This is a genomic window from Halomonas sp. CSM-2, assembly GCF_002119345.1.
Taxonomy (GTDB): domain Bacteria; phylum Pseudomonadota; class Gammaproteobacteria; order Pseudomonadales; family Halomonadaceae; genus Vreelandella; species Vreelandella janggokensis.
On the sequence record NZ_NBYR01000016.1, the window covers coordinates 69427 to 92623 of the forward strand.

A 23197-nucleotide genomic window follows, 5' to 3' on the forward strand; every position below is an offset into this window, starting at 1 on the left:
AGCGGCCAGGCCGGGTAGCCGGGTGATGTGGCAGATTGTCGCTGAAGGTTGGCGGCAACGCTTAAAGATGTATTATAGATACTACTTTAATAAAAAACGTCGCCCTATCACTCAATCAGCGAGGCTCACCATGCTTACCCAAGACCAAGAAGCGTTAATTGCTGCCACCGCGCCCGTCGTGGCCGAACACTTGAATACCATCACCCAGCGTTTTTACCCGCTGATGTTTGAGCGTTACCCCAGCGTGAAGCCGCTTTTCAATCAGGTTCATCAGCAAAACGGCGCCCAGCCCCGGGCATTGGCAGGCGCCGTATTGGCCTATGTAGGCTTGCGCGAAGACCCAGTGAAAGCCCGTCAAACGCTCGAAACGGTGGTCAACAAACACGTATCGCTGGGCATTTTGCCGGAGCAGTATCCGATTGTGGGCGAGTGCCTGATGATGGCGATTGGCGAGGTGTTGGGCGATGCGGTTACCCCTGAGATCGCTGATGCCTGGGGAGCGCTCTACCAGGAGCTTGCCGATTTATTGATCGAGCTGGAAGAAAACCGCTATCAGGAGTTTGAGCAACGTGAAGGCGGCTGGCGCGGCACGCGGCGTTTCCGCGTGGCGGATAGCCAGCAGGAAAGCGCGGTGATTCGGTCGTTCATCCTTGAGCCCGAAGACGGCGGCCCGGTGGCGGCGCATGCGCCCGGCCAGTACATCGGCGTCAAGGTGACCATCGACGGCGAGCCGGTGCACCGCCACTATAGCCTGTCGGCAACACCCAACGGCCGCGCCTACCGGGTGTCGATCAAGCGCGAGAGCGATGGTCGCGTGAGCCGTTACTTCCACGATCAGTTAGCCAATGGCGGGGTTGTCGAGTTACTCCCTCCGGCGGGTGAGATGACGCTGGTACCCGGTGACGTACCACTGATGCTGATCAGCGGCGGTGTGGGGCAGACCCCGCTGCTGCCGATCGCCAAACAGGCACTTGGCCAGGGCCGCCGGGTGGTCTATCTGCACGCGGCACAAACCCCTGAATATTGGGCCTTTGCCGATGAGCTACGCGCGCTTGAAAAGGCCTATCCGGCACAGTTCACGCTGGTGACCGTATTTGAGCAAGGCGACGAAGGCGACCATCAAGGGCGTCTCCACCAGGCGCTGCTGGCCGATTATTTACCCGAAGGCGCGCACTGCTACTTCGTTGGCCCCCATGGCATGATGGAAGGTGTCGAGCAGGCGCTGAAGCAACTGGGCGTGGCGGATTCACATCGCCACTATGAGCACTTCGGTCCCGCCATGCCGCTTAACGCGGCCTAATCGGCGATCCAGTGGGCGAACTGTCGACGGTAGGCGGCTTGGGCCTGGCTGACGCTGACCGGCGTCAGCCATACCTGGGTGCCCGGCAGGCACTGGGCAAGCGTGGCACAGGCGGTTGGTGTCAACGCCCCCAGGCGTGGGTAGCCGCCAATGGTCTGGCGGTCGTTCATCAGCACAATGGGCTGGCCGTCGGGGGGGACCTGTACGGCGCCCAGCGGTATACCCTCCGAAACGATGCCCTTTAGCGTGCCGCCAAGCACCGGCCCGGTCAGTCGAATGCCCATGCGGTCGGCGCGGTTATCGACCTGCCAGGGTGTGTTAAACGCCTGATACAGGCTGTTGCCGGAAAAACTGGCTACCTGGGAGCCAAGCACGATGGGCAGGCGGCAGCCGGACGTTGGCATGAGCGGGGTCAGGTTTTCAGGCAGCGTGCGTGGTGGTTGAGAGCTTCCCCGCCACGTCAGGCGCTCGCCCGCCATGAGCGGCTGACCGTTCTCCTGCAGGCCGCCTAATTGCTCGCGGACCGTGCACGAACGACTGCCAAGCACCTCGGGCGCATCCAGGCCCCCGGGAAAAGCCAGGTAAGCGCGTAACCCCTGACGTGGCTGCTTAAAGGCCAACTCCTGCCCTGAGCGCAAGCTGAAGCTGGCGTTGGGTGCGAGTGGTTTGCCGTCAAGGGTGGCAGCCAGGTCGGCACCGGCCAGTGCCAGCGTTACCTCGTCCTCGGCTTCCAGCGTCAGGCCACCTCCCATGACAATTTCAAGGGCAGCGCTGTTGAGCGGGTTGCCCAGTAGCCAGTTGGCCCAATGAAATGCGATCCAGTCGGCAGCCCCGCCCTGGGTGACACCCAGATGACCCACGCCAAAGCGTCCTGCGTCTTGAACCAATGCCAGCGGCCCTGCCTTTTTTACCACTAATCCTGCCTGGCTCACGAGCGTTCCTCCATTGGCGTGGTATCGCCACCCTGGGCCTCAAAGTCGGCGCGGGAGATAGACCGGAAGCGTACGCTGTCGCCTGGACGCAATAGCGGTTCCCCGCGTTTGGCGTGTTCGAATAGCGGCACTGCCGTGCGGCCCAACACGTTCCATCCGCCGGGAGAGGGGAGTGGGTAAATGGCCGTTTGACGATCGGCGATGCCGACGCTACCGGCGGCCACGTGCCGCCTGGGAGTGGTCAGGCGTGGTGTCGCAATGGTGTCATTCACCAAGCCCATGAAGCCGTACCCCGGCGCAAAGCCCAGCGCGAACACGCAGTAGTCGTCTTGGCAGTGTTGATCAATCAGCTCGGCAATGCTAATGCCCGCGCGCTTGGCCACCCGCTCAAGATCCGGCCCGACGCTCTCGTCGTACCAGACGGGGATCTCATGGTGCTGGCCTTGCTGGGTATCGGCGGGCGACAGGCCCGTCAGGGCGTCCTGCACGCGTGCCTGGGCGTCGAGGTGGCTAAGCGTTCGGCAGTCATAATGCAGTAACAGCGTCGTATAGGACGGCAGCAAATCGACCAGCGCCTCGCCAAAAGCATCGCGCAGCGCCTGGTCAGCCGCCAGAATCCAGGCCATGTTGGTGACGTCGATGGTATCGAAAAGGCGTACCATCAAGGCTTCCATCCCGGCGGTTTCGATACGCAGCTTCACGCTGCCCCCAGATTATTAAATGCATCGCGGATGGCGCGCACGGCGGCGACAGACTCGGGGTTGTCGCCGTGAACGCAAAGCGTATCGCAGGGTAACGACAGCGAGGTTCCGTCGCGGGCGGTGAGGGGTTCGCCTTTGGCCAGCATGACGGCCTGGTCGACGATCGTGGCCTGCTCATGGTGGACCGCATCGGGCAGCCGCCGTGAGGCCAGGTGGCCGTTGGCTTCATAGGCCCGGTCGGCAAAGGTCTCGAACCACAGGTTGACCCTCAGCTTGGCGGCTAACTCGCGGTGCGGCTCGGGGTTGGCAGTGGCCATGATCATGAGCGGCAGGCCGGGATCATAGGCATGCACTGCGCGCATCACGCCTTCAAGCAGTTCAGGGTTGGCCGCCATATCGTTGTAGAGCGCGCCATGGGGTTTGATGTAGCTCAACTGAGTGCCCTCCGCCTGGCAGATACCCGCCAGAGCGCCAATCTGGTAGAGCACCATATCCTCGACCTCGCTTTGTGAACAGGCCATGGAGCGGCGACCAAAGCCCATCAGGTCAGGGTAGCCGGGGTGCGCGCCAATACGCACACCGTATCGAGCCGCGAGTTTGACCGTGCGGCGCATGACGTGGGGATCGGAGGCATGATAGCCGCAGGCAATGTTGGCGCAGTCAACAAAAGGCATCACCTCGTCGTCCAGGCCAATCGACCAGTTGCCAAAGCTTTCACCCATGTCGCAGTTGAGAAGCGGAAGGGGCATACGGCCTCCTGTAGTTATCAAAGAGCTATTCTCATCAAAGAGCCATGGTCATTAAAAAAAGCGATCAAGCATTTATTCAATATATGAAGTCGTTGGCGGCACTGCCAAGCTTTTTGCTGGCGTTACGCCTTGATGCGCTATCTATCGTGCTGTTATTTCGTGGAAAAAAGGTTGACGACGAAATCTCATAAGATTATCAACGGCACTAGGCTATAGGCTTGAAGGTGATGAAAAGCACCGCCTACGTCAAGCGTGCAGTAACACCACAAGGTACTAACCTATCGACACGAGGGCTTAATCATGCGTACCCGCATTGCAACGCCGCTGCTTCTGGTCACGGCATGTAGCATCGCCGCGACCGCTCAGGCCGCCGAATGGACCATGGCAACGCCTTACGGCGATGCCAGTTTTCATACCCAAAACACCAAGCAGTTCGCCGAAGACGTTGCCGAGGCAACGGATGGGGACCTGACCATTAACGTGCAAAGCGGTGGTGCCCTCGTTTCTCACGGCGAAATCAAGCCATCGGTACGCCGTGGCACCATTGCCGCAGGGGAGATATTCCTCTCGGTACTCTCCAATGAAAACCCGATTTTTGAGGTGGATACCCTACCCGGTGTGGCCGGAGGCTATGAAGAAGCTTATGCGCTTTGGGAAGCCACTAAGCCAATCATCAGTGATCTGTTTGAGGAAGAAGGCCTGATTCCGCTTTACGCGGTACCCTGGCCTGCTCAGGGTATCTATACCGCTGAAGAGCTGACCGACCCGGATCAATTTGACGGCTTGCGTGTGCGGGCGCCCAATATCAATACTCAGCGGTTTATCGAAAACCTGGGGGGCAGCCCGACCGAAACGGAAGAGTCCGATATCCCCACAGCGTTCAGCACCGGCCGGGTAGATGCCATGATCACCTCGAGTTCCACGGGCAATTCGATGGCTGCCTGGGATTACGTCTCGCATTACACCGATGCCAACCTCTGGCTACCCAAGAACATCGTGTTCATCAACCAGCGCAGCTTTGACCAGCTGGACGAAGACACCCAGGATGCCTTGATGGAAGCGGCCGAGAAAGCCGAAGAGCGCGGCTGGGAAATGAGCCGCGAAGATAACCAGGAAAGCCTGGCGATATTGAAAGAAAACGGCATCACCGTTTCCGAACCCAACGAGGATGTGGGGGAGGCACTGCAGGAAGCGGGTGATGAACTGTTTGCCGATTGGGAATCCCGGGCTGACGATCAAGCCAAGGAAGCGCTGCAGTCATACCGTGATCAACTTGAGGATTGATGACCTGTGTTGAGCGGCGCAGATACTGCGCCGCTTTGCGCGCAAGAGGCCAAACCGATGACGTTCAAATTCGATAAGCTTTATCGCCTGGGTGCCTGGGGCGCTGCGCTTTGCATGATCGCGATTTGCGCGCTGGTCTCGACCCAGGTGTTTTCTAGGTTGGTCGATGCGCTACTGGTCATGGTCGGTAGCGCGCGACTAAACATCAGCATCACCGGCGTCTCTGAAATGGCATCTTATCTGCTGGTTGGTGCCACCTTTCTAGGCTTGGCGTATACCTTCGTCCACCACGCCCATATCCGGGTAACCTTGCTGATTACCCAGCTTCCCTCGACGCTCCGAGTCTGGTTCGAGGTGTTTGGCTTGATGGTGGCGATGACGCTTAGCCTGCTGCTCTGCTACGGGTTGATTGCGTTGATCCGCGAAAGCATCGCCTATAACGATGTTTCCTCAGGCTTTTTGTCGATTCCGCTGTGGATTCCCCAAGCCGTGTTGGTGACCGGCGTTGCCTTGCTGTGTTTGGCGCTGGGCGAGGCGCTGGTGATGGCGCTGCGCCTGGCATTCAAGGACCCATCACGTTTTCGCGAAGTCATGGCCAGCGAAGAAAACAACGACCCCTGAACCTTGTGGGAGATGCCCTGTGCTGCTACTTAGTGTCGTCACCATTCTGACCCTGCTGGTGCTGTTGGGCAGCGGCGTTTGGATAGCCTTTGCGTTGATTGGTACCGCCTGGATAGCGCTCTCACTGTTCAGCTCGTTTGAACCAGGCCCGGTGCTGGCGTCTGATTTCTGGGGGGCGAGTTACGGTTGGGATCTCACCGCGCTGCCGATGTTCATCTGGATGGGCGAGATCCTGTTCCGCTCGGGGCTGGCCGACAACATGTTTCGTGGGCTTTCGCCCTGGTTAAACCGGTTTCCCGGGCGTTTGCTACACACCAATATCATCGGCAGTGGCATGTTCGCGGCGGTGTGTGGCTCGTCGGCGGCCACCTGTGCCACGGTGGGCAAGATGACCTTACCGGAGCTGGAACGCCGGGGTTACGACCCGCAGATGGCGATCGGCACTCTGGCTAGTGCCTCGACACTGGGGTTGTTGATTCCTCCCTCCATCGTGCTGATCGTCTATGGCGTCGTGACCGAGCAATCCATCTCGCGGCTGTTCATGGCGGGTATTGGTCCTGGCCTCATGATTCTTTCGATGTTCATGGGCTATCTGGTGCTTTGGTCGCTGCTCAAGGGCAACCGTGCCGGGCTGACCGGCAATGACGAGTCGGGAATGAGTTTTGTCGAAAAGCTGCGAAATACCTGGTCGCTGATCCCCATCCTGTTGTTGATTGGCGGGATTATTGTGTCGATCTACGGCGGCTTGGCGTCGCCCACCGAGGCGGCGGCGGTCGGGGTGGTGCTATCGATGTTGATTGCTCGTTCGAATGGGCATTTCAACCGCGAGATATTTCAATCCTCGCTTTTCGCAGCGGTGCGCACGGCGTGCATGATCGCTTTTATCATCGCCGGGGCATCGTTTCTTACCTCGGCCATGGGCTTTACCCAGGTCCCGATGAAGCTGGCGCAAGCGATTGGGGAAATGGGCCTGTCGCCCACCATGCTGCTATTGGCGCTAACGGTGCTGTTGCTGGTGATGGGGTGCTTTCTGGACGGCATTTCGCTGATTCTGCTGGTCACCTCGATTATCATGCCGCTGGTCAGCGCTGCCGGGTTTGACCTTATCTGGTTTGGGATTTATCTGGTGATTGTGGTCGAGATGTCGCAAATCACGCCGCCCGTGGGCTTTAATCTCTTCGTGATACAAGGTCTCACCGGGAAGGATATCCTGACTATCACCAAAGCAACGCTGCCGTTCTTTCTCTTGATGCTGGTGGCGGTTGCCTTGCTGCATCTTTTCCCGAGTATTGCGCTGTACCTGCCCTATGCGATGAATCGCTAACCCCGGGCCTTCGCAATGCATCGTTAGTGCCCATAAAGCGAAATGCCGCCGCGCCCATTGCGTTTGATGTAGTACATGCTCTGGTCGGCGGCATCGATAAGTTCTCTGCCGTTGCCAAAGCCGCCGTCGCTAAGGCAGGCAATGCCGATGGAAACCGATACGAAAAGGGGCTTGCCATCAACCGTTTCCATGGGCGTTTCGGCAAGGCGCTTGGCAATCCGCTTGGCGAAACGTTGTGCTCCCTTGGCCGACTCATCGGGCAGAATGATCAAAAATTCTTCGCCCCCGTAGCGGCCGGCTAAATCCCCCTCGCGAACCAGCGAGCCGAGTACGCGGCCGAAGCGCTCCAGTACGCGGTCACCGGTCTGGTGGCCAAAGCGGTCATTGAGCTTCTTGAAATGGTCCAGATCGATAAACACCACTGACATGGTGTGGTCGTGCGTTTGGCAATATTCAAAACGTTTGTGCAGCTGTTCTTCCAGCCAAGCGCGATTGGAAAGTCCGGTGAGCGGATCCCGTCGGCTACGTTCTTCCAGTTCCGTCTGGCGTTGCTGGAGCTCATCGAGCTCCTGCTGTTGGGCATTCAACCGGGCGTTGAGCACAAATGTCTGCTGAAAGAGTAACTGCTGTGCCTGGATGATCAACGCCTCGGTATCGTGCGAGGAAGGGACGGTAAGTTCGAAGAGATTGGTTAAAAGGGGCAGTTGGGATTGGACGTTTTTTAGCAAGTCGCTTAGTGAGATAGCAGGCGTCGTCACCACTGGACTCAACTGACGCAATAGGGTCGCCAACGCTTGACTGGGGTTGGCCGACAGCCACGTATCGGCGATAGGGCCTGAAAGACGCAGGCACAGTAAGTAAGTCTCTTTCTGAGTTCCAATCTCATCGTGGCTGGCGCTGATGGATTGGGCCAGCGAAACCGGCACCCCCCACTTGGCGGCGAGCCAACTGCCAACCGATGAGTGGTCACAGCCGAAGCGCAGGTGTTCGCCACGACTGAGTTGCGCATGGGAAAAGGTGGTGTTTGCGTACAGGTCATGGGCGTCTTTGGGGTAAACCGCTAGCAATGCCAGCATGCCGATGTCCTGGAGCAGTGCCGCGGTAAATACAAAGCTGGCCTCCTCGGGGCACAGCTGTTCTGCAAGGGAGCGGGCCGCCAGGGCCGACACAATGGAGCGCCCCCAAATACGCTGAATCAGGTCACCTGACTGGCGGTCACGCCATAAGCTAAAACTCAGCACCGCGGCCAGCGTGGCGTCCAGCCCGAGTCGCGACGTAGCTTCCCGACACGAATGCGTTTCTGTTTGTTGACGGGCATAAAAAGCGCTATTGGCCAATGAAATCAACCGCAAGGTCAGTGCCGGATCCTGCTCGATGGCATTGGCATAATCATTCAGGGTCGCATCCGGGTAGCCCGCCACCTCCAGGACGCGAATAGCCACCGTGGGCAGCGATGGTAGCCTGGCGCATTGGTCTAGGTCGCTCTGCAGAAAACCCGGCAGAGCCGGTATGGCGAGGTGATGTGTGTTGTCGCTACTTATGATGCCCGTCATATCGGCTCCTTTGCTCATGCTAGCTTAAAGGGCCAATTGATTTTTTTCATCTTATATCGTTGGAAAGCAAGCTAATACCTTCGGTAGGTGTAGCCTATATTAGCCAAGCGTTTAGTGTCAGGGCTTCACCGTCAAGACGGTTCACTATAAGCTTGATTCAAACTGGGCAGCGAGACAACCAATGCAGACGGGGATTGAAGCGGCCGATATCTTTCGGCAGTTGGCTGAAGGGATGGGGCAAACGGGTACTCCTCAGTTTTACCCAACGCTAGTGGAGCGGCTGGCCACCTTGCTGGGCGTGGATCATGCATTGGTGGCCCACGTTAATACCGAAAATGGCACACAGGCGAGTGTCGTCGAAACACTGGCGGTTTGGTCCAACGGAATGCATATGCCCAATGTCGTCTACCCATTGGCTGGTACACCCTGTGAGACCGTCGTGGGGCGCGAACCGTGCTTATATCCCTGTGATGTGCAACAGCGCTTTCCTGATGATCATCTGCTGGCGGCGCTGGGAGCCGATAGTTACATGGGCCTGCCGTTGTTGGCAGCGGACGGGAGAACGATCGGACTACTGGCGCTATTAAAAAATGCCCCCATGGCGCTGGATGACCTCGCCAGGGAAGTGCTACGCATTGCGGCGGCGCAAGCCGGTGCCGAGCTTGGCCGCCAGCAGGCGGAGGAGGCGCTCAAGGCCAGCGAGGCCGTGGCAAGGGAAAGCGAGCGGCGCCTGGATACGCTGCTCAATCACCTGCCGGGGATGGCATACCGTTGCCTGAATGATGAGCATTGGACCATGGAGTTGGTCAGCCAGGGCGCTCAAGAGCTAACGGGTTATCACCCCCATGAACTGGTAGGCAACCACCTCATCAGCTTCGCTGAATTGATCAATGAGCAAGATGCATCGCGATTGTTTGATGAGGTGCAGGCGGCGATTCGCGACAGGCGCCCTTACCAGGTAGTTTATCGGCTGCATCATCGCGATGGCCGAATCCGCTGGATGTGGGAGCAAGGACAAGCGGTTCTTGATGAGGCGGACAAGGTTGTCTGCCTGGAAGGGTTTATCACTGATGTGACTGATAATCAGGAAGCCCAGCGCGTTCAGCAGGCGGTGATGCAGGTGGCCTCAACGGTCACGTCACACGTGGGTGACGATTACTTTCAACAGTTGATCAGCACATTGGTGGAATTGTTGGAAGCTGACGGCGGCTTTATCGCACTGCTCAATCGGTCTCCCCATGAGGTTGGCGAGCGTTATCCCTCGGCGGGCACGGTCACTACGGTAAGCCTCATCGCAGACGGTACACCGCTAAGCAACCAGACCTTTCTGCTGAGTGGTTCACCCTGCGAACAGGTGGCAATTGAACGCGAGGCCGTTTCGCATAATGGCGATTACACGCCCCTACCCGGCAATGCCATCAAGGCCCAGGCCTGGATAGGCCGACGTCTCGATAACGCTCACGGTGAAGCGATTGGCGTGATGATGGTTTTCTACCGTGAGCCGCTTACGACCAATGCCTTCGCGACCTCAGTGCTCCGTATTTTGTCGACCGGCGCCGCGGCAGAATTAGAGCGCCGACGTGATCAGCGCCGTATGCACCAGCTGGCATATACTGACGGCACAACGGGGCTTGCGAACCGCGTTCGCTTCCTGGAGGTTCAAACCCGGATGCTGCGCGAAGCAGCCAGGCACCATCAGTCACTAAGCTTGATTCTGCTCGACATCCGCCGTTTCAAGGAGGTCAACGATACCCATGGCCATCAGGTGGGCGACCAGCTGTTGGCGACGATCGCAGGGCGCCTGCAGGATGCCATACCTGATAGCAGTACTCTGGCACGTTTATCCGGCGATGAATTCGCGATACTGATGGATAACCCTGACGAGGCCGAATTGGCCGAAACGCTGGACAACCTTCGTGAGGCCGTCGCTGAAACCATCCGATTGGGGCATAACGCGTTCAATCTGGAAGTGAGTGTGGGTTTCTCTCGTTACCCTGCGGATGCGACGGTGGCGAGCGAACTGTTCAAGGCGGCCAGTATTGCCTTGCACCACGCCAAGCGTGATGGCAGCGTCTGCCCATTCAGCTACGACATGATGCGTCAACAGCGCCGCCGTCAGAAAATGACCGAGCGGCTCCACCAAGCGCTGATGGAAAACCGCCTGGCGCTTTATTACCAACCCCAAGTCAATCTGAAGACTGGCCAACTGGCGGGCGCGGAGGCGTTGTGTCGCTGGTACGAGCCCGACTGGGGGTGGATAAGCCCGGGGGAATTCATCCCATTGGCGGAGGAGCGCGGGCTGATTAGCGCGTTGGGTGATTGGGTGCTGGCGGAGGCTGCCAGGCAGCTCCTTGAATGGCAATCACAAGGGATGGCAGCACTGCCAGGGCGCTTGTCGATTAATATCGCCGCGCAACAGTTTGCCGATCCACAGTTGGCTCAGCATATTGCTGAACTGACACAAGGCGTGCCCGCGTCGGCGTTGGCCCTGGAGCTCACCGAGAGCGACTTCATGCGCGACCCCGACCAGGCGGTCGAGATTACCCAGAGGATGCGCGATGCTGGGTATGTCCTGTTTATCGATGATTTTGGCACCGGGTATTCATCGCTTGCCTATCTACGACGCTTTGCCGCCGACGCGCTGAAAATCGATATCTCCTTTGTACGCGAGATGCTCGACAATCAGCATGACCGCGCCATTGTGAAAACCATCATTGCAATGGCCGATGCCCTGGGAATGAAAACCCTGGCGGAAGGGGTCGAGCATCAGGCGCAGGCCGAGCTGCTGGCCGAAATGGGATGCCTCGAAGCGCAAGGGTTTTTGTTCGGTCGGCCCAAACCGGCCGATGAGTTTGCAGCGGTGTGGTTGGGCCGCTAGCCCAACGCTTGCCAAATCAGATTAAAACCGACTAAAAACATCGCCAGAATAACCAAGCGGTAGAACAACACTTCGTTGACGCGACTTTGCAGCCACAGGCCGTTGCGCACGCCGATCCAGGCAATGGGCACCAGTACCAGCGAGGCCCAGGCACTGGTCACGTTAATCTCACCAAGCCACATGTACGGGGCCAGCTTGATCACGTTTACCACGGCAAAGGTGACGGCGCAGGTGGCGATAAAGGTCTCTTTCGACAGCTTGCGCGGCAGCAGGTACACGTTGAGCGGTGGTGCACCTGCGTGAGCCATGAAGCTGGTAAACCCGCAGATGCTCGCCGCCGGTAATGCCCATCGGGAGGAAATGGGCTTTTTGGCGACGGGCTTGAGTAGCATGTAAGCGGCAAACACCAAGGTGATCACGCCGAGGGTCAGGCGCAAGCCCTGTTCGCTCAGGCTGTCGAACAGCAGCGTCCCTACTGCCACGCCGATGAACAGCCCCGGCACAAAACGCCATACCTCGGCTACCGCCTGCCTGCCCCACCACGCCTTCACCGCAAACACATCCATCACCAGTAACAGCGGTAATAAAAGGCCCGCTGCCTGAGCCGGGCTGATCGCCAGCGCCATCAGCGGCACCGACAGCGTGCCGAAACCACCCGCAAAGCCGCCTTTGGAAACGCCGGTCAGGTACACGGAAAATACGATTAACAGCCAGGCGATCACGGAGTAGTCGGGGAGCATACGCCTCTCTCGGTTATCAGTTCTCGGGTATCAGTTCTTGGATATCCGTGTTCAATAAAAAGCCCCGCAGAAGCGGGGCACCACAGCATAGCATTAGATGAACGTTAGCGGGCGAAGTGAGTGCCGTCTCAGTTTTGATCACAGAATAATCAGCGTCGCCAGCCCCAGAAAGGATAGAAAGCCAACCACATCGGTGACGGTGGTTAGAATGACTGCGCCGGACAGCGCTGGATCAATCTGCAGCCTTTTCAACACTAGCGGAATCAGCACGCCTGACAAGTTGGCGAGGCTCATGTTGATAAAAATGGCCAGGGTGATGACCAGCGTGATCAGTAAGTCACTGAACCACAGATAGGAAATGAACCCGACGACGAGGGCCCACACCAGACCGTTGCTCATGCCTACCCAGAGTTCCTTGTTATACAGCCACTGTTTGTTGTTACCGGCAAGTTGGCCCAACGCGAGGCCGCGGATCACGACCGTCAGGGTTTGGCTACCGGCAATGCCGCCCATGCTGGCAACGACAGGCATCAGGATGGCTAATGCCACGATTTGATCGAGCACCGCTTCGAACTGACCGATCACAAAAGCGGCTAAAAAAGCGGTCAACAGGTTAATACCCAGCCAAATACCGCGGCTTTTAGCACTGCGCATGATGGGGGTGAATACTTCTTCTTCATCACTGACGCCTGACATATGCTTCAGGGTCATATCAGCGTCATCTTGGGTGATTTCTAATACATCGGCGGAGTTCAACTGCCCAACCAGCAATCCATCGCTATCGCACACGGGCACAAAGGGCAGCTCTTTGGAGCGCAATAACGCCGCTGCATCACTGACTTTCATTTGATCATTCAGGGTAAAAAAATCATCCATATAATCATCAACCACGGCACTTTGTGGTTGTTTGATCAAATCAATCAGCGTCAGTGTGCCGAGCAATCGCTTATCTTTATCCGTGATCATGATCTGCTGGGATTCATCGTCGAGCAGCTGGTGGATGCGTATATAGCGTTGCACGGCTTCTAACGAGACACCCTGCTTTACATTGACCGTCTCGGGGTCCATGTATCGCCCCACCACATCATCTTCATAGGCATGCAGGTTTTCGACCTGGGCGCGAATTTCCTGGTCCAGGCTGGCATAAACGCTGGTCTTGATGGCTTCGTCAGCAACGTCCAGTACTTCAGCCACTTCCTGGGCATCCAGGCCCTTGACGATCTGCTCAACATCGCTTGCCGATAAATCTTCGATATAGTCAGCACGGATGTCTTCATCGACTTCTGCCAATACCTCGCCGATGAGTTCGCCAGGGATGTACTCCCAAAGCCGATCGCGGGTTTTAGCGGGAAAAGATTCAAGGGTGCGCGCAATGGCCAGGATGTCCAGCTCGGCAAATAGCGCTTCCAGAGCGGTGCTATCTTCTTCATCCAGGCTTTTTTGAAGATAAAGCAACTGCTCTTCGGTATTGGTATATTTTTCATCATCGCGCATAGCGTCCATCCTTAGGCAAATTGATCGTCAACACAGCTACTTGAAAGCTCTTGATGGCGCTCTATCAATTTTATAGACAGGTCTGGTTAAAAGCTACGCGAACACCATGGGCCATGCGCTGCTGAGCAGACACAGGGGGTACATCGGTGCCGATCATTTCATCGGCGGCGTCGGCCCAGGTCAGCGTGCCGTGGGTGAAACCCAGCGGCGCCAAGGCACGGCCAATCCATTGCGTGCCGGTAAAACGTTGCGTTTCGCCATTCTCATCGGTGAGCAAACTGACAGTGTTGTCCCGATGCAAGCGAACGATATACCAGCCCATATCAAGTCCGTGAACTTCTACATCGGGCAGCGGTGTAGGCCATTGTGCAAGGTCTTCAAGGGTGACGTGAGCGGGAAGGGTAGAAGGCATGGCGTATCCTCATGTGTGAATATCCGATATGCCAAGACTAAAGACTGTACTTTATTTGTACAGCAGTAACCGCCAGATCCGCTCGTTCATGGGGCTGCGCCAGGTGGTGTCGACCCATAAGGTGGTAATTTAGGCGGTTTTAAGGTGAGGAAGAAGGCTCTGGTCGGGTAGCCAGCCAAAGGGCAATCAGCGCCAGTAGCGCTATTACCCCCCAGCGACTCCAACCGGGGCCGAGTGACCAGCCGGTAATCAGCGCGCTCAACGCGATCGTGCTAACGGCCGCCAATTTACCCCGCCTTGAGATGGCCCGCTCCTGCTCCCAGGTTACCAGCAGCGGTCCGACATAGTGGCGAGAGCGGATCCAGGCCTCAAAGCGCGGTGAGCCTTTGGAGGCGCAGTAAACCGCCATTAGCATAAAGACGGTGGTAGGCAGCAGGGGCAGAAAAATGCCGAGGACACCGATACTAAAACTCAACCCTGCCAGCACGATCCACATGAGGCGGATCAATCTCATTCTTGCTCCCGGTAGGCACGCTTCCATAAAGTCATCGTGCTGATTGTTAAATAAGTATGGACTTATGTCACTGCTTTGCCACTCCAGCAACTTTCATATAAATGCAGCCACGGCGTCATCGTCTTGTCATTCAGCTTCTCTAGTGTCTCCTAACGTTCAATCGTTGGTTTAAAAACGATCAGGGGGGGAGACCAAAATGAGTAAAGAGATCGAAGATCATCGTCTGTTTAACCACAGTGGCAACCAACCTTTTGCCGAAGTATTGGCACGCCACGTATCCCGTCGCGATGTAATGCGCGGTGGTTTGAGCATGGCGGCTGCCTCGATGCTTAGCTTTGGCGGTACTGCTCAAGCGCTTGCCTCAAACGGCGCGCAAAAAAAGCCCCTGACGCTGGCATTTGAGGCGGTTCATGGGTCGCTGACCGATGCCGTGGTGGTGCCGGAAGGTTACGTGGCCCAAGTCTTAGTGCCCTGGGGGACGCCGTTAAGTGCTGGCGACAGCTGGCAGCCCGACCAGCCGATGACTGCCGAGCGCCAAGCCTCTAGCGTGGGAATGCATCACGATGGTATGGCCGGTTTTGCCCTGGATGCTAACAATGCTTCGCGTCGTTTTGTGCTGGCACTCAACAACGAATATATCGACCAGGCAGCGCTATGGGCGCCTCAAGGCGGCCCTACCAATGCGGATGAGAGGCAGCGGCCTGCGGATGAGTCGCGCACTGAAATCAATGCTCATGGCGTCACCATGGTTGAGATTGAAAAAGACGCCAACGGCCACTGGGCGCATGTGCCGGGGTCGCGCTATAACCGCCGTTTGACGAGCGCAACGGTGATGGACCTGGCTGGGCCAGTGGCGGGCAGTGACTATGTCAAGACGCAGTTCTCACCGACAGGGATGCAAACACGCGGCACGAACAATAACTGCGGTAACGGGGTAACGCCCTGGGGGACTTATATTGCCTGTGAAGAGAACTGGCCCGATATCTTTGTGAACCGCGGCGAGCGCTTCCAGGACGATGCGCGGATTGGTATTCCCACCGATAAAAGCCGCTATGGCTGGGATACCTCAGCAGGTGATGTCTCTGAGCAGGACGACGAGTTCGCTCGATTCGATATTACGCCGCGCGGCGAAAATGCTGAAGATGATTACCGCAATGAAGCACGCACGTTCGGTTATCAGGTGGAAGTCGACCCCTACAGCGATGCCCTCGCGATCAAGCGCACGGCACTTGGGCGTTTCCGCCATGAAGGGTGCTGGTTGGGCAAGCTGGAAGCCGGTCAGCCAGTGGTCTATTACTCCGGCCATGATGCCCGTAACGAGTACGTATACAAGTACGTCTCCGATGCCGCCTGGGATCCCGCCGATGCCAATCGCCCCGGCGAAGCGTATGACCGCCTCGCCATCGGTCATAAATATTTGGATAACGGCACTCTCTACGTGGCCCGCTTTCACGCCGACGGCAGTGGTGAGTGGCTGCCGCTGACACCTGATGCGCAAACACAGGACGGCCGAACGCTGGCAGCGGCGCTTGGTCTAGCCGACGACGATGCGGCAGGTATCATCATCAATACCTGCGATGCAGCGGATTTATTGGGCGCCACGCCAATGGATCGCCCTGAGTGGGCGTCTGTTGATCCCGCCTCGGGCGAGGTGTATCTCACCCTGACCAATAACTCACAGCGCATCGCTGAAGATACACAGCCAACCTATACCAACAGCGGTGAGCGCTTGGAACAGGTAGGCGTTGGTTATGACTTAGCGCCCACCAATGCCGCCAATCCTCGTGCCAATAACGAAGCGGGGCATATTATTCGCTGGCGTGAAAGCCGCTTGCCCAACGCCTTTACCTGGGAAGTGTTTGTATTTGGCGCCGCCGCTGACGACACAGATAACCATTCGGGCTTGACCGAAATGAACCAGTTCGCCAGTCCCGATGGGCTCTGGTTCGACGAGCGCGACGACGGGCAGGGCATTCTTTGGATTCAGACTGATAACGGTTATGAGGGGGTAACCGAGTACACCAACGATCAGTTGCTTGCCGTGGTTCCCAATGGGCTGGATGATATTCAGGGTGCCGGACCGGTGATCAACAACAGCAACCAGCAACAGCTCAAGCGCTTTGCGGTGGGGCCGAATGGCTGCGAAGTCACTGGTATTTTTGCGACGCCGGATAAAACCGCGCTGTTCATCAATATTCAGCATCCCGGTAACTGGCCGGCCGATGGTAGCGCGTTGACCCAAGATGCCACCGTTGCCGCCAGCGGCCAGGTACGCCCTCGGGCATCAACCGTGGTGATTCAAAAGCGCGATGGTGGGCCGGTAGGCGTTTAAAAGCAAAATTTCAAAAGTTGCTAGCGGGTCTTACCAAGAGCGTCGAACCTATCAAGGTTCGACGCTCTTTTTGATGCTGGGTTTACTGTACACGATATTTCTCTTGTCGAGCTTATAACGCCTGAAAACCTCTGTGCTGGTCAGAAAGCCGCCATGCTGGCCGATTTAGCCGTGACGGCTTTCCCTAAAAGCTTGATCCGCCCGCCGCTCAAGCGCCTCCACAACGAATCGTTGCCCCCACTTGGTGATTACCAAGTGTCACTTGTGAAGCGCCCAGGCAGTGGTGACGCCAGCGAGGTGTTGGCCGAACGGGTGATCGAGGCGTTTCGGGAGGGGTGAGCCCGAATGGTTAATAAACGGTCATTATTTTAGTGGGCACGTTGAGAAATGCGCTGGCGCAAAGCAGGCAGAATTAACCGATTTCTCCTACGCTGAGTAAGTGCTTTGTAAATTTTTTATAGGGCTATCCAAAAATTAGCGCAATATATCTCTGCATTTGGCGCTGGATAACCCAGGTTATGTTAACAGCTGGTAAATGATTATATCGTCAGTGTAAATAAAGTGATTTTAATGTCTCCACTGTTTTCAATAGCACGGAGGCCACACCGAGTGAACCTTTCAACGTGGGTCAGTGCCGCTACGCATGTTGAGCAATACAAGCTCAAGGATGAGTAAATAGTATGTATCAGCACTATGCGCGACCAGGACCTGAAGAGGGTGGTGAGGCGACTGGCCATGCGGTGGCTATCTTCAACATGACCAGGGACTCGCGCAGTGCCCAAGTCATGGACATCAATACCGACTATCAGCGCTTATGGGGTGGGGCCCGGGAGGAGTGGGTGGGTGCCACCCCCAACGTGGTTGAGCAAGAAGCGGCCAATCAGCAAATTCTTGCCCAACTGCACGATGTGCTGAACACCAGTGTCGAGCACGCCTTCGAGGGTATCGGTGGGCGTGAGGTCTCACGCCGGCATGATGGGTCGTGCCGACACATCGAGTGGCGCATCACGGCAATGGGAACCCATCAGCACGATGCCATCACGCTGGTGCTTACACAGCGTGATGTGACCGATCAGGTGGAAAATGAGGCTCAACTGAAGCGGCTTGCCACCACCGATATGCTGACAGGGCTTGTTAACAGATCGCAATTCGATACGATGTTGAAAAGCGAACTCAGCCGTCAGGATCGCTACGCACGCCCTCTCTCTTTGATCATGCTGGATATCGATTACTTTAAAGATATCAATGATCGCTATGGGCACGATGTAGGCGATCAGGTATTGGTCGAAATAGCCAATTTGCTGAAAGGCAATTTACGTCAAGTAGACTACTGCGCAAGGTGGGGTGGCGAGGAGTTCATGCTTCTGGCACCCGAAACACCCCTGGAACACGCGGTGCTTCTCGCCGATAAGATACGGTGCGTGATTAACACTGCGAGTTTACCCACATCAGGCCCCATCACCGCCAGCTTTGGTGTGGTTGAGGCACAGCCTCAAGAAGCGGTCAAAAGTATCATGAAGCGAGTGGATGACGCCCTTTATGTCGCTAAAGAGAAAGGGCGTGATCAAGTCTCACCTATCGAGTTAGTGACATCGACGAGGTTTGCCTAAGCAGGATCGCGATCAATCGCAAACGGCGCCCATGCCTGGCGCACCGGCATGATTTCAAGCCGATTGATATTGATGTGTGGCGGTAGAGTGCCAGGTAATAAAGCTGTTCGGCAATGTCTTCGGCCTGCAGGGGCGTGGTGCCTTTATAAAGCGCATCGGAAGCCGCCTGATTGCCTTTGGTGCGAACCAGCGTGAACTCGGTTTCGGCCATGCCGGGAGCCAGATCGGTCACGCGGACCCCGGTACCCTGCAGGTCGCAGCGCAGGTTGTAACTGAACTGTTGAACAAAGGCTTTCGAGGCCCCGTAGACATGTCCGCCTGGATATGGCCACTGCCCCGCCACCGATCCCAGGTTGAGGATGCTGGCACCCTTGCCGGTAGCTAACAGGTGAGGCATGGCGGCGTGCGTCACGTTGACCAGTCCCGTGATGTTGGTGTCGATCATGGTGTGCCAGTCTTCCAGCGCCACTTTTTGTGCGGGTTCGGGCGCAAGTGCCAACCCGGCATTATTAATCAGGCAAGTGAGTGGCAGCAGCGTATCGGGGAGTTGGCTTAGCGCTTGTGAAACCGCGTCACTATCGCGCACGTCCAGAGGGATCGTCAGTACGGTGACGTGAGGTGCCAGTTCACTTTCCAGTTCAGCCAGTCGCTCCTCACGGCGCCCCGTCAGAATCAGCGACCACCCTGCCTTGGCAAATCGCCGTGCGGCGGCTTTACCAAACCCTGAGGTTGCCCCGGTAATCAATACGCTTGGCATGATGCTTCTCCTTCGAATCAAATCAAAATTGACGTCATCCTATAATGCTCGAAGCGACGCGCTTAGAGCCAGTTCATTTGATCGCCTTTGGCATTGGCTGTCCTGTGCGCATGCTATCTCAAACGCTATAGAACAGTGGGGACGTATCGCCAGGCGGGTATTTATTAGCGGATTTCAATGTGTTCTCTATGAGGGGTTGATGCTTGGAAAAACGAGTCGCTAGTGGCGAGGTTAGACAGCTACCCTAGCTGTCTGCGCCAGCGGTTCTCGATGGTATCCAACTCGGCAGCCCCGTAAAGCGCATTATCATGTTGCCCATAGTAGGCCCATAATTGATCGCCATAATCGAAGTGCCACCACTCGCTGGGCAGGTTGGTGAAGCCATGCTCGCTCATGATGTGATACAGCAGGCGGCGGTGATCCCGCGCCTTATGTTGCTGAGGGGTCAGCGATTCCAGGTGCTCGAAATAGTCGCTATGAGAGGCCGGTAATGCCTCGTCAAACAGGGTGCCCATATCCAGCGGCAAGCCATCGGCATCACACAGCGTGACGTCAACAGCTCCGCCCGTCAGATGTGGGCTGGGAGCGAGCGGGTCACGGCTGGGTACCGAGACAAACTCCCTGGTACGTTCCAGCAACTCGGCTTCACTGAGGTCGGGTTGGTGGTGGTGGATGGCTTCGTGCAGGGTATCAAACAGATACTGCTGCACCCGCCATGGACGCCATCCATCCAGTACGATTAAGCCGATGCCGTCGGGCAAGCTGCGTGCTGCAGCGAGTAGTGCCCGATAAACCCCCTCTCGAACGAAACACTCCGGTACCGCGCCTGGGATGCCAAGCCGAGCATAGGCGGGAAAAACGCTGATCGGTGCGGGCGCAAGGCTCATCGGCATTAAACGTTCACTGTTATCGTCAATCGGGACGCGGCGCAGCTGTTCCCAGCACGGTGCTGGGTAACTGGGTACAGGCGGCAAGGCCTTCAATAGTGTGTTCAAAGGCATCGTCTTATCCAAGCGGGTTATCAAAACTGAGTAGGTAGCCACAGCGTCAGCGGTGGAAAGAGAATCAATAAAATAAGGACGGCAATTGCCGTCAGTACAAAGGGCCAAATGGTTCTGAATAGCGACACAATTTCAAGACGACTAACCGCCGCCGCCACGAATACGCATGCGCCTAGCGGTGGCGTAATCAGCGCAATGGTGATGTTCAGCGTGATGATGATACCCAGATGGATAGGGTCGATACCCGCCATCATGGCGACCGGCGCGAAGATGGGCGTCAGTAGCATCAACGCCGATACCTCCTCCATGAACATGCCGGTGACAAAGGTGATGGCGCTGAGCAGTAATAAAATAACGACACTATTATCCACATAGGGTGATAGCAGTGACACAAACTGTTCCGGCACCTGGGCATAGGACAGCAGCCAGCTAATCGTGGCTGAGGCGGCCATGATCAGGAAGATGGCAGAGGTCAGGCGCGCCGTATCCAAGATGGCTTTCCAGCATTCCTTGAGCCGTAACCCTCCCAGCACGACGCCACATAAGGCGACATACAGCGCTGTCAACGCGCCCGATTCTGTGGGCGTGACAAAGCCCAGCACGATACCGGCAACGATAATGAAGGGAGCAATTAGCGCAGGCAGAGCCGCGATGAACGCCAAGCCTAGCTGACCCAATGAGGGAAATTGAGTGCTTTTGGGTAATCGGTGGCGCCAGGCATACCAGGCGTTCATGCCCATAAAGGCAATACCCAGCAACAGCCCTGGCACGACGCCCGCCAGAAATAGATCACCGACTGACGTATTCGTCAGTGAGGCGTAAAGAATCATGAAGATACTGGGCGGAATAATCGGGCCAATCAGTGAACTGCCCGCGGTCAACCCGGCGGCAAATGCCCTTGAGTAGCCCTCTTTCTCCATGGCGGGTACCAGCAACGACCCAAGCGCCGAGGTATCGGCCACGGCAGAGCCGTTGACACCCGCGAAGAAAACGCTCGAAACCACGTTGACGTGACCCATACCTCCCCGCAAGTGCCCAACTATCAGGCGGGCGAACCCCATCAGACGCTCGGTCAAACCACTGACGTTCATCAGGTTGCCAGCAAGGATAAATAACGGAATGGCCATCAGTGAGAAAACATTGATACCACCGAAGAATTGCTGGGGCATCATGCGTGGAATCATCGAGAAGTCGACGAATAAAAAACCCACAAACGCGGTGGTCAACAACGCAATAAACAGTGGCAACCCAAGTAATACGTGGCCAAGGAAAACGACCAGCATGGTCAACGTCATAGGGAGTCCTCAACGGTTTTCATAGAGAGTCCTCGACGGTCTTGAGGGGCGCCGGACCATAGAGAAGCACATGCCAAGCCAGTAGCAGGAAGCCAAGTGGTACCGAGAGAAGGGGAACCGTGCGGCTAATACCGAGCCCGGACGTGGTAAACATGCTGACCGACAATGCATAGCGATAGCTAACCCATGCGCCGCCCGCTGCAATCAACAGGGTAAGTAGCCACTGGTACACATTGAGCAGGCGAGCGAAGGGAGCTGGCAGCAGCTTCTCCAGTAGCCCGACGCGCATATGTCCGCCTTCCGACCAGACGGCGCCTGCCGCGAGCATCACGGTGGCGATAATCAAGAAGCGCGATAGCTCATCGGTCCAGATAGGGGCACCACCGGCAACATAGCGGGCGAAAACACCATAAAGAATGGCCGCCACATTAAGAGATAGCAGCGCTCCTGCCAGAGTCAGGGTGATGGGGCGGCTGATCGTGAGAAGACGGAGCCGAAGCGTTTTGAACATGGCAGCCTTCCATTAAATTCAGAAATGTGAAGTAAAAAATAGAGGGCCGGTAACGTACCAGCCCCTGTTGTTGCCACGATGATAGATACCGTTAGTCGAGCAGGTCGCTCATTCCGGCATCTTCCAGTGCCATATCGATCCAGCGTTGCTCGATATCACGCTCTTCGAGCCATTCAAGATAAGCAGGCTGACCGATTTCGCGGAAAGCGGTGAGCTCCTCTTCAGAAGGGCGAATCACTTCCATACCTTGTTCTTCCAGGTAGGCGATACGCGAGTCGACCTGCTCCTCGTTGTGCTCACGGGCATTTTGGTTCGCTTCGGCGACGGCTTCCTGAAAGGCATCACGAAGCTCGTCATCCCAACTGGCGATCATGTCGCTGTTGCCCACCAGGAATTGATTCGAATACTGGATGTTGGCAAGCGTCAGGTAGTCCTGTACTTCGTAAAGGCTGCCCAGGATGATATACATCGGCGGGTTCATCTGACCGTCCGCTACCCCGGTGCGCAGTGACATGTAGGTTTCTGTCCAGGGAATGGGCGTGCCGGAGGCAACGAAGGCCTCATAGAGAGCAACCTGGCTTGGGTCCATGGCCCGGAAACGGAGACCTTCGAAGTCGTCAGGGTGACTGATAGGCTTCTCGTCATTGGTAAAGGCTAAAAAGCCGCCTTCCTCAACGACTGCCAGCATATCGATACCGGCGCGCTCCTTCAGCGCCTCACTGACTTCCTGCCAGTACTCCCCTTCATCAAAGAAGGTACGGGCTGCCGCAAAATCGTCGAACAGGAAAGGGATAGCACTGACGAAAATCTCATCGACGAGGGGCGAGACACCCGCAAAGGACGCCACGTTGAGCATGGGCGTGCTCATGGTTTGCTCCATGCGCTCCTGCTCTTCGCCCAGCGAGCTATTGGGATATAGCTCTAATTGAATCTGATTGTCGGTTTTTTCCTCAACCAGTTCCTTAAGGTTAGTGGCAAAGACGTGTACAGCATTCTTGTCGGGGTCGGGGGCGCCGTTGTAACCCAAATTTATCGTGGTCTCGGCGACGGCATTGCCAGCCATCAGGGCAGAGCCGATCAGGCACGCCGAGATGAGATGCTTGGGTGAAAAGCGTTGGGTCAACACGGGGTGAGTCAACATAGTCAGTCTCCTGGTTTATTGTCGTGAGCTGTAGGGTGCTGAGTGAGC

Annotated in this window: 20 protein-coding genes and 1 pseudogene; 8 read left to right on the plus strand and 13 right to left on the minus strand. The window is 56.7% G+C overall.

Annotated features, from left to right (window positions below; translation table 11 throughout):
- Window positions 1-130: 130 nt before the first annotated feature.
- Complete coding sequence (gene hmpA, locus B7L15_RS14660) at window positions 131-1300, plus strand: NO-inducible flavohemoprotein (RefSeq protein WP_085919684.1); 1170 nt, start codon at window positions 131-133, stop codon at window positions 1298-1300.
- Here hmpA and B7L15_RS14665 read toward each other — a convergent pair.
- The 3 genes from B7L15_RS14665 to B7L15_RS14675 are packed head-to-tail and all read right to left on the minus strand — an operon-like array spanning window position 1297 to window position 3682.
- On the minus strand, window positions 1297-2232 hold the full coding sequence (locus B7L15_RS14665; RefSeq protein WP_085919685.1) for a biotin-dependent carboxyltransferase family protein: 936 nt from the start codon (window positions 2230-2232) through the stop codon (window positions 1297-1299). The genes hmpA and B7L15_RS14665 overlap by 4 nt on opposite strands.
- The gene (gene pxpB, locus B7L15_RS14670; RefSeq protein WP_085919686.1) at window positions 2229-2933 is read right to left on the minus strand and encodes a 5-oxoprolinase subunit PxpB; all 705 of its coding nucleotides are present in this window, start codon (window positions 2931-2933) and stop codon (window positions 2229-2231) included. Before pxpB ends, B7L15_RS14665 begins: the two co-directional genes overlap by 4 nt.
- Window positions 2930-3682, minus strand: coding sequence for a 5-oxoprolinase subunit PxpA (locus B7L15_RS14675; RefSeq protein WP_085919687.1), 753 nt, complete (start codon window positions 3680-3682; stop codon window positions 2930-2932). Before B7L15_RS14675 ends, pxpB begins: the two co-directional genes overlap by 4 nt.
- Window positions 3683-3982: 300 nt before the next feature.
- On the opposite strand from B7L15_RS14675, the gene B7L15_RS14680 reads away from it, so the two are divergent.
- From B7L15_RS14680 to B7L15_RS14690, 3 genes are read left to right on the plus strand one after another with little or no spacing between them, the layout of a single operon-like run.
- Entirely contained in the window at window positions 3983-4966 is a 984-nt protein-coding gene (locus tag B7L15_RS14680) for a TRAP transporter substrate-binding protein (RefSeq protein ID WP_085919688.1), read from the plus strand.
- A 57-nt stretch (window positions 4967-5023) separates the two neighbouring features.
- Window positions 5024-5587 (plus strand): TRAP transporter small permease, encoded by a 564-nt coding sequence (locus tag B7L15_RS14685; protein WP_085919689.1) that lies wholly within the window; start codon window positions 5024-5026, stop codon window positions 5585-5587.
- 19 nt (window positions 5588-5606) lie between these two features.
- Window positions 5607-6911: a TRAP transporter large permease gene (locus tag B7L15_RS14690; RefSeq protein ID WP_085919690.1), complete on the plus strand. Its 1305-nt coding sequence runs from the start codon at window positions 5607-5609 to the stop codon at window positions 6909-6911.
- A 23-nt stretch (window positions 6912-6934) separates the two neighbouring features.
- Here the strand turns inward: B7L15_RS14690 and B7L15_RS14695 are convergent, their stop codons facing one another.
- Window positions 6935-8464 carry a sensor domain-containing diguanylate cyclase gene (locus tag B7L15_RS14695; RefSeq protein WP_085919691.1) on the minus strand — a complete coding sequence of 510 codons (1530 nt, stop codon included), beginning with the start codon at window positions 8462-8464 and terminating at the stop codon, window positions 6935-6937.
- Between the two features lie 181 nt (window positions 8465-8645).
- Here B7L15_RS14695 and B7L15_RS14700 point away from each other — a divergent pair, with 181 nt between their 5' ends.
- Window positions 8646-11342: an EAL domain-containing protein gene (locus B7L15_RS14700; RefSeq protein ID WP_085919692.1), complete on the plus strand. Its 2697-nt coding sequence runs from the start codon at window positions 8646-8648 to the stop codon at window positions 11340-11342.
- Here B7L15_RS14700 and B7L15_RS14705 read toward each other — a convergent pair.
- From B7L15_RS14705 to B7L15_RS14720, 4 genes are all read right to left on the minus strand, one after another.
- Window positions 11339-12082: a sulfite exporter TauE/SafE family protein gene (locus B7L15_RS14705; RefSeq protein ID WP_085919693.1), complete on the minus strand. Its 744-nt coding sequence runs from the start codon at window positions 12080-12082 to the stop codon at window positions 11339-11341. The two genes, B7L15_RS14700 and B7L15_RS14705, sit on opposite strands and share 4 nt — an antisense overlap.
- 138 nt (window positions 12083-12220) lie before the next feature.
- On the minus strand, window positions 12221-13576 hold the full coding sequence (mgtE, locus tag B7L15_RS14710; protein ID WP_085919694.1) for a magnesium transporter: 1356 nt from the start codon (window positions 13574-13576) through the stop codon (window positions 12221-12223).
- A 70-nt stretch (window positions 13577-13646) separates the two neighbouring features.
- A complete protein-coding gene (locus B7L15_RS14715; protein ID WP_085919695.1) occupies window positions 13647-13988 on the minus strand; it encodes a DUF6482 family protein in 342 nt (113 codons plus the stop codon).
- Between the two features lie 139 nt (window positions 13989-14127).
- Complete coding sequence (locus B7L15_RS14720) at window positions 14128-14502, minus strand: YbaN family protein (RefSeq protein WP_233337289.1); 375 nt, start codon at window positions 14500-14502, stop codon at window positions 14128-14130.
- Between the two features lie 196 nt (window positions 14503-14698).
- Here B7L15_RS14720 and B7L15_RS14725 point away from each other — a divergent pair, with 196 nt between their 5' ends.
- From B7L15_RS14725 to B7L15_RS14735, 3 genes are all read left to right on the plus strand, one after another.
- Window positions 14699-16834 carry a PhoX family protein gene (locus tag B7L15_RS14725; RefSeq protein ID WP_085919697.1) on the plus strand — a complete coding sequence of 712 codons (2136 nt, stop codon included), beginning with the start codon at window positions 14699-14701 and terminating at the stop codon, window positions 16832-16834.
- Between the two features lie 153 nt (window positions 16835-16987).
- Window positions 16988-17173 (plus strand): hypothetical protein, encoded by a 186-nt coding sequence (locus tag B7L15_RS14730; protein WP_233337288.1) that lies wholly within the window; start codon window positions 16988-16990, stop codon window positions 17171-17173.
- A gap of 341 nt (window positions 17174-17514) precedes the next feature.
- Window positions 17515-18444 (plus strand): GGDEF domain-containing protein, encoded by a 930-nt coding sequence (locus B7L15_RS14735; protein WP_085919698.1) that lies wholly within the window; start codon window positions 17515-17517, stop codon window positions 18442-18444.
- On the opposite strand, the pseudogene B7L15_RS14740 reads toward B7L15_RS14735, so the two are convergent.
- The 5 genes and pseudogenes from B7L15_RS14740 to dctP form a co-directional block, all read right to left on the minus strand.
- Window positions 18441-19201: pseudogene (locus B7L15_RS14740) on the minus strand (SDR family NAD(P)-dependent oxidoreductase). The gene B7L15_RS14735 and the pseudogene B7L15_RS14740 overlap by 4 nt on opposite strands.
- A gap of 239 nt (window positions 19202-19440) precedes the next feature.
- A complete protein-coding gene (locus tag B7L15_RS14745) occupies window positions 19441-20202 on the minus strand; it encodes a M15 family metallopeptidase (RefSeq protein WP_175474672.1) in 762 nt (253 codons plus the stop codon).
- A 20-nt stretch (window positions 20203-20222) separates the two neighbouring features.
- On the minus strand, window positions 20223-21497 hold the full coding sequence (locus tag B7L15_RS14750; protein ID WP_085919699.1) for a TRAP transporter large permease: 1275 nt from the start codon (window positions 21495-21497) through the stop codon (window positions 20223-20225).
- A gap of 19 nt (window positions 21498-21516) precedes the next feature.
- Window positions 21517-22008, minus strand: coding sequence for a TRAP transporter small permease (locus B7L15_RS14755; RefSeq protein WP_085919700.1), 492 nt, complete (start codon window positions 22006-22008; stop codon window positions 21517-21519).
- 91 nt (window positions 22009-22099) lie between these two features.
- The gene (dctP, locus tag B7L15_RS14760; protein WP_085919701.1) at window positions 22100-23149 is read right to left on the minus strand and encodes a TRAP transporter substrate-binding protein DctP; all 1050 of its coding nucleotides are present in this window, start codon (window positions 23147-23149) and stop codon (window positions 22100-22102) included.
- Window positions 23150-23197 lie beyond the last annotated feature (48 nt).

Coding starts and splice junctions, on each gene's coding strand:
- B7L15_RS14715 (WP_085919695.1), bottom strand. CDS start 13,988: ATGCCTTCTACCCTTCCCGCTCACGTCACCCTTGAAGACCTTGCACAA.
- B7L15_RS14700 (WP_085919692.1), top strand. CDS start 8,646: ATGCAGACGGGGATTGAAGCGGCCGATATCTTTCGGCAGTTGGCTGAA.
- B7L15_RS14705 (WP_085919693.1), bottom strand. CDS start 12,082: ATGCTCCCCGACTACTCCGTGATCGCCTGGCTGTTAATCGTATTTTCC.
- B7L15_RS14730 (WP_233337288.1), top strand. CDS start 16,988: ATGCTGGCCGATTTAGCCGTGACGGCTTTCCCTAAAAGCTTGATCCGC.
- B7L15_RS14685 (WP_085919689.1), top strand. CDS start 5,024: ATGACGTTCAAATTCGATAAGCTTTATCGCCTGGGTGCCTGGGGCGCT.
- B7L15_RS14725 (WP_085919697.1), top strand. CDS start 14,699: ATGAGTAAAGAGATCGAAGATCATCGTCTGTTTAACCACAGTGGCAAC.
- B7L15_RS14755 (WP_085919700.1), bottom strand. CDS start 22,008: ATGTTCAAAACGCTTCGGCTCCGTCTTCTCACGATCAGCCGCCCCATC.
- B7L15_RS14680 (WP_085919688.1), top strand. CDS start 3,983: ATGCGTACCCGCATTGCAACGCCGCTGCTTCTGGTCACGGCATGTAGC.
- B7L15_RS14695 (WP_085919691.1), bottom strand. CDS start 8,464: ATGACGGGCATCATAAGTAGCGACAACACACATCACCTCGCCATACCG.
- hmpA (WP_085919684.1), top strand. CDS start 131: ATGCTTACCCAAGACCAAGAAGCGTTAATTGCTGCCACCGCGCCCGTC.
- mgtE (WP_085919694.1), bottom strand. CDS start 13,576: ATGCGCGATGATGAAAAATATACCAATACCGAAGAGCAGTTGCTTTAT.
- B7L15_RS14735 (WP_085919698.1), top strand. CDS start 17,515: ATGTATCAGCACTATGCGCGACCAGGACCTGAAGAGGGTGGTGAGGCG.
- B7L15_RS14745 (WP_175474672.1), bottom strand. CDS start 20,202: ATGCCTTTGAACACACTATTGAAGGCCTTGCCGCCTGTACCCAGTTAC.
- B7L15_RS14750 (WP_085919699.1), bottom strand. CDS start 21,497: ATGACGTTGACCATGCTGGTCGTTTTCCTTGGCCACGTATTACTTGGG.
- dctP (WP_085919701.1), bottom strand. CDS start 23,149: ATGTTGACTCACCCCGTGTTGACCCAACGCTTTTCACCCAAGCATCTC.
- B7L15_RS14675 (WP_085919687.1), bottom strand. CDS start 3,682: ATGCCCCTTCCGCTTCTCAACTGCGACATGGGTGAAAGCTTTGGCAAC.
- B7L15_RS14720 (WP_233337289.1), bottom strand. CDS start 14,502: ATGAGATTGATCCGCCTCATGTGGATCGTGCTGGCAGGGTTGAGTTTT.